The sequence below is a fragment of the Parvibaculum sp. genome, assembly GCF_035325945.1.
In the GTDB taxonomy this organism is placed as follows: domain Bacteria; phylum Pseudomonadota; class Alphaproteobacteria; order Parvibaculales; family Parvibaculaceae; genus Parvibaculum.
Window position 1 is genome coordinate 18469 of sequence record NZ_DAOKYX010000033.1, and the last position, 12803, is coordinate 31271.

Below are 12803 nucleotides of genomic sequence, written 5' to 3' on the forward strand. Positions count from 1 at the left end.
CATCTGTAAGCCGGGCGCATTCTCACCCGCCGACTGAAAGCGGGACCAAGTTCATGCGCCTGAAACCAGGAACGATCGCCGTCCTCGCGCTTGCATTGCTCGCGCTGCAGGGCTGCGACGAAAAGAAATCGCGCATGGAGCCCGTCGCGCTCGACGCGCGCCTCACCGAGATTTATGGCCGCACCTGCGCGGCCTGCCACGACAACGCCGAAACCGGCGCACCCCAGACCCATGACATGGCCGCGTGGAAGCCACGCCTCGCCCAGGGCGACGCGGTTCTGCTCGATCACGCCATCAATGGTTTCGGCGGCATGCCGCCGCTCGGCCAGTGCATCGAATGCACGGCCGAAGATCTTTCCACGCTGATCGGCTTCATGGCCGGGCCCCCTCCCGAGCAGGACTGAAACGGAGCGCCCATGGAAACCTCCCGCCGCAACCTCCTCAAATTCGCGACCGCCGCAAGCGCGCTTGCGGCAACGGGCACGATCCCGGCCATTGTTCAATCCGCCTTCGCCGAAACGGCGCCCGCATCGCCGAAGCCCGCCGCAACGCCGCTTCCCTGGCGCAACTGGTCGGGCGGACAGTCCTGCGAACCGGCGAGGCGCGCGGCCCCTGCCGATGAGGCCGAGCTTGCCGATCTGCTGAAGACGGCGCCCGCGCCGATCCGCGCCGTCGGCGCCGGACATTCCTTTTCGGGCCTCGTGCCGACGCAAGGAACGCTGCTGACGCTCGACCGCCTCTCGGGCGTCATCACGCATGACACGGCGAGGCACGAGGCGACCATCCGCGCCGGAACGCGGCTTGCCCGCATGGCCGAGGAACTCGCCGCGCGCGGCCTCGCGCTCGCCAACATGCCCGACATCAACAAGCAGTCGCTCGCCGGCGCCATCGCCACCGCGACACATGGAACGGGCGCGAAGATCGGCTCGCTTTCGAGCTTCGTGACCGGCCTCACCCTCGTCACCGCGTCGGGTGAGACGATCGCATGCGATGCCCGGACGCGGCCCGAAATCTTCAACGCCGCGCGCGTCTCGCTTGGCGCGCTCGGCATCCTCACCGAAGTCCGGCTCGAAGCGCGGCCCCTCTACAAGCTCAAGCGGCGCACATGGGTCGCGCCCGTCGAGGAGATGCTGGAGAGTCTGCCCGAGCTTGCCGCGAAGAACCGCAATTTCGAGTTCTACTACATCCCCTATTCCGGCATGGCTCTCGGCATCTCGAACAATGAAACCGACGAGCCGGAAACGCCGACGCCCGTCAATGAGGACGATGACGGCCTGCGCCAACTCAAGATGCTCGAAGACTGGCTCGGCTGGTCGCCCTCGCTCCGGCGCTGGACGATCCGCAAGATCCTGTCCGGCATGGAACCCGAAGAGCGCGTCGACTATTCGCACAAGACGCTTTCGACCGAACGCGGCGTGCGCTTCAATGAAATGGAATATCACCTGCCGCGCGAAGCCGGAGCGGAAGCGCTGCGCGAGATCATCGACACGATCGAGAAGAACGGCATCAAGGTCTTCTTTCCGATCGAGTTCCGCACCACCGCACCCGACGATATCTGGCTGAGCCCTTTCTACGGCCGCGAAAGCTGCTCCATCGCCGTCCACCAGTTTCACGAATGGGACTACAAGCCCTATTTCGCCGCGATAGAGCCCATCTATCGCAGGCATGAGGGCCGCCCGCACTGGGGCAAGCTCAACACGCTCAAGGCCGGGGATTTCGCCGCGCTCTATCCGAAGTGGAAGGAATTTCTCGAAGTTCGCGCCGAACTCGACCCCGAGGGACGCTTCCTCAATCCCTATCTCAAAAGCGTGTTCGCCGTGGCGTGAGCCCTCTCCGGCTCACACAACGCTCAATTCGCCTGTCGCGGCGGAACGACCGGCAAGGGCGCCACATCGACGCCCTCCTCGATGAGAGAGCGCGCATCCTCCTGCGTCACCTCGCCGTAAATGTCGCGGGCCTCCTCCTCGCCATAGTGAATGCGGCGCGCCGTCTCGGCGAAGGCATCGCCCACATAGTCGCAATTCTCCTCGACGTGCTTTCTGAGCGCCATCATCATCGCGCTGAACTTCTGCGCCGCATCGGCCTTCTCCCCGCGCTTCTCGCTTCCGCCCTTGGCGATGTTGGGCGCCATCAGCGCCTTGCGAATGTCGCGGCTGCCGCAGACCGGGCATGAGACTTCGCCCGCCTTCACCTGCTCGTCGAAAAGCGAGGATGAGCGGAACCAGCCGTCGAATTCATGGTCCTTCTTGCACAGCAGGGCGTAGCGGATCATGACGCCTCCTTCGCCGCGCGCTCCGGCGCGGGCCGATCGAAACTCCTGTCATGCTTGAGGCTCGGCACGCGGCCGCGCGCCTCCTCGATCTTCGCGGGATCCACGATTGCGGTGACGATGCCGGGCTCGGTTCCCGCCTCGGCGATGATCTCGCCCCATGGCGCGACGATGAGGCTGTGGCCGAAAGTCTCGCGGCCATTCTCGTGCCTCCCGCCCTGCGCTGGCGCGAAGACGAAGCTGCCGTTCTCGATCGCCCGCGCGCGCAGGAGCACATGCCAATGCGCCTCGCCGGTCTGGCGCGTGAAGGCGGAAGGCACGGTGAGAAACCGCGCGCCCTCATGCGCCAGCGCGCGATAGAGTTGTGGAAAACGCAGATCGTAACAGATGCTGAGGCCGAGCCGTCCCCAGGGCAGATCGGCCGTGACCGCGCTTTCGCCCGCCGCGAAATTGCGCGACTCGCGATAGCTCTCGCCGCCGGCGAGATCGACATCGAACATATGGATCTTGTCGTAGCGCGCCGCGATCCGGCCTTCGGGCGAGACGAGGAACGAGCGATTGGCGAGCTTGTCGTCCGCAACCCTGATCGGCAGCGAGCCGATGAGAAGCCAGATTTTCTTTTCGCGTGCGACGGCGCGAAGCGCCCGCAGCGCCTCGTCCTGATCCTCGGGCTTCGCCTTCTCGAAGAGAAGCGCGCGCTCGGCTTCCATGAGCGAGGTGTTTTCCGGCGTCGCGACGAATGTCGCACCAGCTTCCGCCGCCTGCCGGACGAGATCCTCCGCCGCCTCGATATTGGCGGCGACATTCCGCCCTGCGCGCAACTGCACGCAGGCGGCCGTGAAGCTCATGTCGGAACCTTGTGTCATGGCTTTCAGGTGGCGAGCATCGGGTCGAGCTTGCCCTGATGCTCGAGCGCATAGAGATCGTCGCAGCCGCCCACATGCGTGCCGTTGATGAAGATCTGCGGAACGGTGTAACGCCCGCCGGCCAGTCTGGTCATTTCGTCGCGCTTGTCCGCATCCATACCCACATCGATCTCCTTGAAGGCGACGCCCTTGCTGCCAAGGAGCGCCTTGGCGCGGTGGCAATAGGGGCAGAGCATGGTCGTGTAGATCGTCACATCCGCCATGGGCGGTCACTCCTGAATATGAATATATGCATCATATAGTTGCGCCATCTCCGGGAACAACCCGGGCAAGGCAGAGCGCCCTGACCTCACGCGCGCCCGCCGCCGTGAGCGCCCGGGCGCAGGCCTCGACCGTCGCCCCCGTGGTCATCACATCGTCGACGATGACGATCGTCCTGCCGGCGACGAGCGCACCATAGGCTTCCCTGAGCCGGAATGCGCCTGCGACATTCCGGCGCCGGGCGCTGCCCGAAAGCCCGACCTGCGGCCGCGTCGCCCGCACCCGCTCGACGAGATCCGGCAGGAGCCTGACACCCGAAATGCGCGAGATCTGGCGCGCGAGTTCCGCCGACTGATTGAAACGCCGCAGGAAGAGCCGCCCCCGATGGAGCGGCACGGGCGCGATGAAATCGGCATCCTGAAGGAGCGCCGCTCCCGCCCGCGCCATCCAGCGGCCGAGCGCGGGGGCGGCCTCCATGCGGTCCGCGTATTTGAAGCGGTGAACGAGCCTCGCGCTCTGGTCGTTATAGCGCATGACCGCACGGGCCGACGCATAGGGAGGCGGCGCGGCGAGCGCCGCCGCGCTGACGATGCCCTCGCCCGGATCATAGGGAAAGGGAACGCCGCTCACCGGGCAAAGCGGCTCCTCGATGAATTCGATCGCACGCCAGCAGGGCCCGCAAAGGACGCCATGGGCCTCCACCCCCGCCCCGCAGGAAAGGCAAAGCGGCGGCAGCGCGAGGTCGCACAGACGCGCGGCGAAACCGATTGCGGTCCGCCCCCAGCCTTGCGCGCTTTCGATGATTTCCCCCGGCCCCATGCGGAAAACCTACCCTTCCCCGCCGCCCGGCGGAAGTCGGGCTTGCAGGCGAGGCCATGGCGAACCATGATGCGCGCCATGCCGGCCAAGCCTCCATCAGCACCGCAGCTCGTTTTCGACCGCGCCCTTGTCGCGCAGCGAAGGAAACGCGCGGCCGCGCGATTTGGCGAACATGACTTCCTCGTCCGCCGCGTGATCGAGGAGTTCACCGACCGGCTGGTGGTGATCAATCGCGAATTTCCGCTGGCGCTCGACCTCGGCTGCCATCGGGGCGCGCTGGCGCTCGCCGAATTGCCGCCGGGCAAGATCGGCGAGATCATTGCCACTGACCTCTCTCCCGCCATGGTCGCCCGCGCGCCGGGACGCCGTGTCGTTGCCGACGAGGAACGGCTTCCCTTCCGGGAGCGGAGCTTCAACCTCGTTACAAGCGCGCTCTCGCTTCACTGGGTGAACGATCTTCCCGGAACGCTCATTCAGATCCGCCGCGCGCTTATGCCCGACGGGCTCTTCATGGCGGCGCTCTTCGGCGGCGACACGCTGACGGAATTGCGCCAGGCCCTTCAGGAAGCCGAGATCGAATGCGAGGGCGGCCTGTCGCCCCGCGTTTCGCCCTTCGTCGACCTGCGCGACATGGGCTCGCTGCTCCAGCGCGCCGGCTTCGCGCTGCCCGTAGCGGACACCGACCGTGTCACCGTCCGCTATGAGAATATGTGGAGGCTTCTGGCCGAGCTGCGCGGTATGGGCGAAACGAACGCGCTGATCGAGCGCCGCCGCACGCCACTGAGGCGCGAGACCCTGATGCGCGCCGCCGCCATCTATCAGGAGAAATTCGGCCTGCCGGACGGACGCATTCCCGCCACCTTCGAAATCGTGGCGATCACTGGCTGGAGTCCGCATGAGAGCCAGCAGAAACCGCTGAGGCCCGGCAGCGCCAGGATGCGGCTTGCAGACGCCCTGGGTGCGAAGACGCCGCCCGGCAAATAGCCCCTCAATTCATCAGTTCGACGACTCTCTCGAACATGCCGACGAGATGCGTTCCGAGCGTCGACAGCGCGGTCGTCACGACCAGCGAGAAGATCGCGAGCATGAGACCGTATTCGACGGCGGTCACGCCACGCTCGTCCGAAGCGAAAATTCCAAGCCGGCTGTAAAAGCTGCCCCGACGCATGCACGCCTCCTCAACCTCTGGCGCCCCGCGAGCCGGGACGCCGGCATCACAGGAGATCGCGCAATACCGCCACCAGCGGCTCGTCCGCCGGAGGCATCGGGTAATCCCGCATCCTTGCGGGCTTCACCCATTCGAGTGCCTGCCCTTCAAGGGCCTGAACCGTTCCCTGCCAGCGACGGCAGATATAGAGCGGCATCAGCAGATGAAAATCCGCATACGCATGACTTGCGAAAGTGAGCGGCGCAAGACATGCCTTCGCAACCTCGATACCCAGTTCCTCTCGAAGCTCCCGGATCAGCGTGTCCTCGGGCGTCTCGCCCGCCTCCACCTTGCCTCCCGGAAACTCCCACAATCCCGCGAGCGGCTTTCCCTCCGGCCTTTTGGCCATCAGGACGCGGCCATCCGCATCGACAAGCGCACAGGCGGAGACAAGAACCATCCGCAAGGACTGCTCAGGTATCCTGCCTGACTCGTTCGACATGCTCACATCATTTCGTTAATGATTCGTGGGCTGAATGTTGCCCATGGTTAAAGACGCCTTTCGCAACTCGTCCGAATTTTAGCGATCCGGCTCCTAGCTGCGATAATCGGCGTTGATGCGGATATAATCGTAGGTGAGATCGCAGGTCCACACCGTCGCGCTCGCATGGCCGACGCCCACATCGACCTCGATGTCGATGTCCTCGCCCTTCATGTGCCGCGCGACCGGCGCTTCATCATATCCGGGAACCGCGACGCCGTTCTTCGCCACATCTATTCCGCCCATGCGGATCGCCAGCCTGTCGCGATCGGCGGCCTCGCCGGACTTGCCGACCGCCATGACGATGCGGCCCCAATTGGCATCCTCGCCCGCGATCGCTGTCTTGACGAGCGGGGAATTGGCGATCGCCATGCCGATGCTGCGCGCGGCGTGATAGGTCTCGGCCCCGGAAACGGAAATACGGATGAACTTGCTCGCGCCCTCGCCGTCCCGAACGACCTGATGGGCAAGATCGAGCATCAGCTCATCGAGCTTGCGGCGGAAATCCTTGAGCCGCGGATCATCGGCGCTGGTGAAGGGGGCCTCGCCCTTGCGCGGCTTGCCGGTCGCGAAGAGCAACACCGTGTCGCTCGTCGATGTATCGCTGTCGACGGTAATGGCGTTGAAACTGTCCTGCGTGCCGAGGAGAAGCAGCGTCTGGAGCACCTGTGCCGGAATGGCCGCGTCGGTGACGATGAAAACGAGCATCGTCGCAAGATCGGGCGCGATCATGCCCGAACCCTTGGCGATGCCGTTGATCGTCACCGTCCTGCCGCCGATCCGCGCCTCGCGCGTGGCGAGCTTGCGATAGGTGTCGGTCGTCATGATGGCGCGGGCGGCCTTGTCCCACTGGTCGGGCGCGGCCGCCTTGAGCCCCGCCTCGAGGCCAGCGATCACGGGCTCCGGCGGAAGCAACTGGCCGATGACGCCGGTCGAGGCGATATAGACCTCATGTTCATCGCAACCGGCGGCGGCGGCGGCAGCCCTCGCCGTCGCGGCGACGGTCGCCTCGCCCGCCTTGCCCGTGAAGGCATTGGAATTGCCCGAATTGACGACGACGACGCGGCCCTTGCCGCCATGCGCGATGCTCGCCCTGCACCACTCGACGGGCGCTGACGCCGTCTTCGACGTGGTGAAGACGCCCGCCGCAGCCGTTCCTTCCGGCAGGCGGATGACGAGAACATCGTCCCGGCCCTTGTATTTGATGCCTGCCGCGGCCGTACCCAGCGTGACACCTGCAATGGGCGGCAGTTTCTGATAGCGCTTCGGCGCGAGCGGCGAGACCTTGTGTTCCGCCTTCTTTGCGCCCGCCTTCGCCTTGGCTGCCTGCTTCACGGCAGGCTTCTTCGGCTTTGCCACAGCCTTGGGCTTTGCCGCTTTCGCCTGCGCTTTCGGCTTCGTCTTCGTCGTCCTTGCCATGCCGCTCTCCCGCCCGCTTGCCGCGCCCGACTACTGTGCCGGCTTCGGCGCGACTTGCGGCCGCTGCCCCTCGGCGCCGACGATCTCGATCTTCGCCTTCTTGCGCAGATCCTCCATGACCTTCGTGCCCTGCTCGCGCGCGATGCCGCGCATGATGTCGTCATGCGCCTCCTCGAAGGTCGGCTTCTTCGCCCTGCGCGTCTCGACCACCTTGATGACGTGCCAGCCGAATTTGGTCTGAACGGGGTCCGAAACCTGCCCGGCCTTCAGCTTGAAGGCCGCATCGGCAAATTCCGGCACCATGTCGCCCTTCTTGAACCAGCCGAGATCGCCGCCCTCCTGCGAGCTTGAATCCTTGGACATGCTCTTCGCCACATCCTCGAATTTCTGGCCGCCCTTGATCGCTGCGATGGCCTTCTGCGCCTCATCCCTGGACGCGACGAGAATGTGCCGCGCATGAACTTCCAGTTCGGGCTCGGCCTTGGCGATATGCTCGTCGTAATAGGCCTTGACCGCCTTCTCGCTGACCTTGTCGCGCATCATCTGGACCCAATAGACGTCCCGGAGTGCCTTTTCGTCATAATAGGCCGCGCGCCGCTTCACCATCGGATCGTCGTCCATCTTCTTTGCCTTCGCCTCGAGCGCGATGATGCGCCGGTCGATCAGCATTCCGAGCAGATACTGGAAGTGAACCTCCTCCGGCAGACGGGCCAGCGCCTGACCCATTTCCTCGTCGGCGAGCGAAATGTCGGAAAGGCTGATCGCCGTTCCGTTGACCTTGGCGACGACCTCGTCGGCAGCGGCCTTGTCATTGGCGGGATCGGCGGCGACGGCAGGAATGGCGCCGGCGGCGAGGAAGCCGCCCCCAAGCCCCAGGGCGAGAAGGCAGACGGAAGCAAGAAGAGAGGACCGGCGCATGTTCGTTTCCTGTGAAGCGGCTGAAGCCTGCGATGGCGTCATGGCTATTGCGGGCGGATCGCTGTCTTTGGCAGGGAGAGCGCCCGCAAGGCATGGCGGGCGCCATGATGACGACGCCGCGCCCCGCGCACAAGCACCCGTCGATTAAGAAATATTCAGGCGTTTCGCATGGGCCCCGCAGGGTCCGGCAGGGCCCCTCACATTGACAAGACTTGGCCTCCCCCTTACATCTCCACAGTCTTTTCGGCGGAATTTCGCGGATTTCAGTCGCGCGGCCGCACCCGGCCGTGCCGGGGGCAGGCTTCGCAATAGGGAAGTGACCTGATGGCAAGCTTCGGTGCCTTCGCCAAGCGTCTTTTTGGCAGCTCCAACGACCGGAAGCTCAAGACGTTCAAGGCGCGGGTCCAGGCGATCAATGCGCTCGAACCGGAAATCTCGGCGCTCAGCGATGACGCGCTGAAGGCCAAGACCGGCGAATTCCGCGCGCGCCTCGCTCAGGGCGCCGCGCTCGACGATCTCCTGCCCGAAGCCTTCGCCGTGGTCCGCGAAGCGGCCAAGCGCACGCTCGGCCAGCGCCATTACGACGTCCAGCTCATCGGCGGCATGGTGCTCCATGACGGCAAGATCGCCGAAATGAAGACCGGCGAAGGCAAGACCCTCGTCGCCACGCTCGCCACCTATCTGAACGCGCTCCCCGGCAAGGGCGTCCATGTCGTCACCGTGAACGACTATCTCGCCAAGCGCGACGCCGACTGGATGAGCCAGGTCTATGGCTTTCTCGGGCTCACCACCGGCGTCATCCTGCATGGCCTCGACGACAACGAACGCCGCGAAGCCTATTCGGCGGACATCACCTACGCCACGAACAACGAACTCGGCTTCGACTATCTGCGCGACAACATGAAGTATCAGGTGTCGGCGATGGTTCAGCGCCCGCATTACTTCGCCATCGTCGACGAAGTCGACTCGATCCTCGTGGACGAGGCGCGAACGCCGCTCATCATTTCCGGCCCGCTCGACGACCGCTCCGAGCTTTACCTCGGCGTCGATGATGTGATCCCGCACATCGAGGAGAACGACTACGAGCTCGACGAGAAGCAGCGCACGGTGAGCCTCACCGAGGACGGCAACGAAAAGGTCGAGACGCTGCTGCGCGAGCATGGTGTGCTGAAGGAAGGCTCGCTCTACGACATCGAGAACATCACGATCGTTCATCACGTGCAGAACGCACTGAAGGCGCACAAGCTCTTCCAGAAGGATCGCGACTACATCGTCAAGGGCGACAAGGTCATCATCATCGACGAGTTCACCGGCCGCATGATGGAAGGCCGGCGCTATTCCGACGGGCTTCATCAGGCGCTGGAAGCCAAGGAGCGCGTCCAGATCCAGCCCGAGAACCAGACGCTCGCCTCGATCACCTTCCAGAACTACTTCCGCATGTACAAGAAGCTGGCCGGCATGACCGGCACGGCCATGACGGAAGCGGACGAATTCCTCGACATTTACGGCCTCGAGGTCGTCGAGGTGCCGACCAACAAGCCCGTGGCCCGCATCGACGAGGATGACGAGGTCTACCGGACGGCGCACGAGAAATACAACGCCATCGTCATGGAGGTCGAAGACTGCGTGAAGCGCGGCCAGCCCGTGCTCGTCGGTACCGTCTCGATCGAAAAGTCGGAAGTCCTCTCCGACTTCATGAAGAAGAAGAAGATCAAGCACAACGTGCTCAACGCGCGCTACCACGAGCAGGAAGCCTATATCGTCGCGCAGGCGGGCGTTCCCGGCGCCATCACCATCGCGACCAACATGGCCGGCCGCGGCACCGACATCCAGCTCGGCGGCAATCTGGAAATGCGCGTCGCCGATGAAACGGCAGGCATCGAGGACGAGGCCCTGCGCGCCCGCAAGATCGAGGAGATCAGGGCGGACATAGCGGCGAAGAAGGAACTGGCGCTGGCCGCGGGCGGTCTTTACATCATCGGCACCGAACGCCATGAGAGCCGCCGCATCGACAACCAGTTGCGCGGCCGTTCGGGACGCCAGGGCGATCCCGGCCGCTCCAAATTCTTCCTTTCGCTCGAAGACGACCTGATGCGGATCTTCGGCACCGACCGCATGGACGGCGTGCTCCAGAAGCTCGGCCTCAAGGAAGGCGAGGCGATCATCCATCCCTGGATCAACAGGGCGCTGGAGAAGGCTCAGCAGAAGGTCGAGGCGCGCAACTTCGACATCCGCAAGAACCTGCTCAAATACGACAACGTCATGAACGACCAGCGGCGCGTGATTTTCGAGCAGCGCGTCGAGCTGATGCAGACGGCCGATGTGAGCGAGACCGTCAGCGACATGCGTCATCAGGTCATCGACGCGCTCGTCAGCCAGCACATCCCCCAGAAGGCCTATGCGGAACAATGGGACGCCGTCGGCCTCAGGGAAGATGTCGAGCGGCTTCTCGATCTTCAGCTCCCGATCGAGAGCTGGGCCGCGGAGGAAGGCATTGCGGATGAGGAAATCCGCGAGCGCCTGAAGGCGGAAGCCGACCGCACCATGGCCGCCAAGGTGGCGCAGGCTGGCCCCGAACTCATGCGCCAGGTCGAAAAGGCCGTGCTGCTCCAGACGCTCGACCATCACTGGCGCGAGCATCTGATGATGCTCGACTTCCTGCGTCAGGCGGTCGGCCTGCGAGGCTATGCCCAGCGCGACCCGCTCAACGAATACAAGTCGGAAGCCTTCGAACTATTCGAGAGCCTGCTCGTGCGGCTTCGCGAGGATGTGACGCGCCAGCTCATGAGTGCGCAATTCGTGACCGAGGCACCGCGCATCGAAGAGACGCCGCTGCCGGAAATGCGCGCCCACCATCTCGACCCGCTGACGGGCGAGGACGAACTCGTCGGCGCGGACCCTGCTTCCCACCGCCCGGTGCGAAACGATCCGGGCGTGGCCCTCGATCCCCGCGATCCGTCGACCTGGGGCAAGGTTTCGCGCAACGCCCCCTGCCCCTGCGGCTCGGGCAAGAAGTTCAAGCACTGCCACGGCGCGCTCGTCTAGAAGCGCGAGGTTGCGGGCGCCGCCTGACCGTCCATTTCGGAAGTCCTGCCGCCCCGGCCCATGAAGGCCGGGGCGTTTCCATTTGCGGCGGCGCGTTACGCCGTTTCGAGCTTCTTCAGGTCGTCCTTGTAGGTCTTGCCCGCCCAGTAATAGTGAACGGCGGCCCATACCCCGATGAACGACGTGCCGAAGAGCGCCCAGCGCAGGCTTTCCTCACCGAAATAGGGATGCAGGAAGTCGCTGACGATGCCGACCGTCAGCGGCCCGAAGCCGAGCGCGATGAAATTCAGCACGAAGAGCATGACCGCCGAGGCGAGCGCGCGCATGTGCAGCGGCGTCAGGCTCTGGATCATGGCGAAGCTCGGCCCGAGATAGAAGGCGCCGAGGATCGACGACACGATATAGATCGGGATCATCAGCGCGAGGTTGGAGGATGTGTAGAAGATGATGAAGAGCGGCATGCCGAGAATCTTGGCGACCGCGATCACCCAGGCATTCCACCGCGCATCCCGCCTCGACAGCCGGTCGGCGAGAAAGCCGCCCGTCAGCGCGCCGAAGCCGCCGACGAAACCGGCGATGATGCCGAAGATGAGGCCCACCTCCTGAAGGTTCATGCCGAGGCTTCGCATGAAGAATGACGGGCCGAAGATGAGCCCGCCATAACCCACGAAGGAAACGAGCGTCAGCCCGATCGTGATGTGGCGGGCCGACTTCGTGGTCCAGAGATGCCGGGCGACCTGAAAGATGTTCGATTTGAGCGCCGCATTATGCGCGAGCCCATCGGAATTGCCGCGAACGGGTTCGCTGATGGTGAAGCGCACCAGGAGCGCGATGAGTAGCCCCGGCAGGCCGACGACATAGAACGTCATGCGCCAGCCATAGTGATGCACGACATAGCCGCCGACCACGAGCCCGAGCATGGCCCCCGCATAGACGCCGATCGCATAGATCGCCATCGCCATGGAGCGCTGCTCCTTGGGATAGAGGTCCGCGATCATGGAATGGGAGGGCGGGCTCGATCCCGCTTCGCCGATGCCGACGCCGATGCGCGCCATCAGCAGATGCGTGAAATTCGTGGCAAGGCCGCAGGCCGCCGTCATGGCGCTCCACACGGTGACCGCGAGCGCGATGATGTTGCGCCGGTTGCCCCTGTCCGCCCACATCGCGATCGGAATGCCGAGCGTCGCATAGAAGAGCGCGAAGGCGAGGCCCGAAAGCAGGCCGAGCCATGTATCGCTGACCTGAAACTCGTTCTTCAGAGGCTGCAGCACGATGTTGACGATGCCGCGGTCGATATGGCTCGACGTATAGGCCAGCGTCAGAATGATGAGCGCGTAATGGCGCTGAAACCGTGCGCGCTTTTCCTCGCCCGCCGGCGAGCCGGCCGCCGGGCGCGCCTCCTCCGCAATCTCTTGTGCCAACGTCCTCTCCCGCTTCGTTCGAAATATTGTTTTGTTCGAGCTTAGTGACGCAACGCCCGCGGGGCAATCTCGATGCGTGATTGCGGCGGCGGGAGCC

13 protein-coding genes are annotated in these 12803 nt (G+C 64.5%); 4 read left to right on the forward strand and 9 right to left on the reverse strand.

Annotated features, from left to right (window positions below; translation table 11 throughout):
* Positions 1 to 53: 53 nt before the first annotated feature.
* A complete protein-coding gene (locus PKA57_RS13100; RefSeq protein ID WP_324301264.1) occupies positions 54 to 404 on the forward strand; it encodes a c-type cytochrome in 351 nt (116 codons plus the stop codon).
* Between the two features lie 12 nt (positions 405 to 416).
* The gene (locus PKA57_RS13105) at positions 417 to 1826 is read left to right on the forward strand and encodes a D-arabinono-1,4-lactone oxidase (RefSeq protein ID WP_324301266.1); all 1410 of its coding nucleotides are present in this window, start codon (positions 417 to 419) and stop codon (positions 1824 to 1826) included.
* Positions 1827 to 1849: 23 nt separating this feature from the next.
* On the opposite strand, the gene PKA57_RS13110 is transcribed toward PKA57_RS13105, so the two are convergent.
* The 4 genes from PKA57_RS13110 to PKA57_RS13125 are packed head-to-tail and all read right to left on the reverse strand — an operon-like array spanning position 1850 to position 4215.
* A complete protein-coding gene (locus PKA57_RS13110; RefSeq protein ID WP_324301268.1) occupies positions 1850 to 2272 on the reverse strand; it encodes a DUF1178 family protein in 423 nt (140 codons plus the stop codon).
* On the reverse strand, positions 2269 to 3135 hold the full coding sequence (locus PKA57_RS13115) for a carbon-nitrogen hydrolase family protein (protein WP_324301270.1): 867 nt from the start codon (positions 3133 to 3135) through the stop codon (positions 2269 to 2271). The genes PKA57_RS13110 and PKA57_RS13115 overlap by 4 nt, the downstream gene beginning before the upstream one ends.
* Positions 3136 to 3140: 5 nt before the next feature.
* The gene (gene grxC / locus PKA57_RS13120; protein WP_324301272.1) at positions 3141 to 3398 is read right to left on the reverse strand and encodes a glutaredoxin 3; all 258 of its coding nucleotides are present in this window, start codon (positions 3396 to 3398) and stop codon (positions 3141 to 3143) included.
* A gap of 31 nt (positions 3399 to 3429) precedes the next feature.
* Entirely contained in the window at positions 3430 to 4215 is a 786-nt protein-coding gene (locus PKA57_RS13125) for a ComF family protein (RefSeq protein WP_324301274.1), read from the reverse strand.
* A gap of 78 nt (positions 4216 to 4293) precedes the next feature.
* Between PKA57_RS13125 and PKA57_RS13130 the strand changes: the two genes are divergently transcribed.
* Entirely contained in the window at positions 4294 to 5199 is a 906-nt protein-coding gene (locus PKA57_RS13130; RefSeq protein ID WP_324301276.1) for a methyltransferase domain-containing protein, read from the forward strand.
* A gap of 4 nt (positions 5200 to 5203) precedes the next feature.
* Here PKA57_RS13130 and PKA57_RS13135 read toward each other — a convergent pair whose 3' ends face one another.
* The 4 genes from PKA57_RS13135 to PKA57_RS13150 all read right to left on the reverse strand — a co-directional run bounded on the left by PKA57_RS13135 (position 5204) and on the right by PKA57_RS13150 (position 8240).
* Positions 5204 to 5383 (reverse strand): Flp family type IVb pilin, encoded by a 180-nt coding sequence (locus tag PKA57_RS13135; protein WP_324301277.1) that lies wholly within the window; start codon positions 5381 to 5383, stop codon positions 5204 to 5206.
* A gap of 46 nt (positions 5384 to 5429) precedes the next feature.
* The gene (gene mutT / locus PKA57_RS13140) at positions 5430 to 5822 is read right to left on the reverse strand and encodes an 8-oxo-dGTP diphosphatase MutT (protein WP_324301287.1); all 393 of its coding nucleotides are present in this window, start codon (positions 5820 to 5822) and stop codon (positions 5430 to 5432) included.
* 135 nt (positions 5823 to 5957) lie between these two features.
* Entirely contained in the window at positions 5958 to 7322 is a 1365-nt protein-coding gene (argJ, locus tag PKA57_RS13145) for a bifunctional glutamate N-acetyltransferase/amino-acid acetyltransferase ArgJ (protein ID WP_324301279.1), read from the reverse strand.
* A gap of 30 nt (positions 7323 to 7352) precedes the next feature.
* Entirely contained in the window at positions 7353 to 8240 is an 888-nt protein-coding gene (locus PKA57_RS13150; RefSeq protein ID WP_324301281.1) for a peptidylprolyl isomerase, read from the reverse strand.
* 324 nt (positions 8241 to 8564) lie between these two features.
* Between PKA57_RS13150 and secA the strand changes: the two genes are divergently transcribed.
* Positions 8565 to 11285: a preprotein translocase subunit SecA gene (secA, locus tag PKA57_RS13155; protein ID WP_324301283.1), complete on the forward strand. Its 2721-nt coding sequence runs from the start codon at positions 8565 to 8567 to the stop codon at positions 11283 to 11285.
* A gap of 95 nt (positions 11286 to 11380) precedes the next feature.
* Here the strand turns inward: secA and PKA57_RS13160 are convergent, their stop codons facing one another.
* Complete coding sequence (locus PKA57_RS13160; protein ID WP_324301285.1) at positions 11381 to 12706, reverse strand: MFS transporter; 1326 nt, start codon at positions 12704 to 12706, stop codon at positions 11381 to 11383.
* Positions 12707 to 12803: the final 97 nt, after the last annotated feature.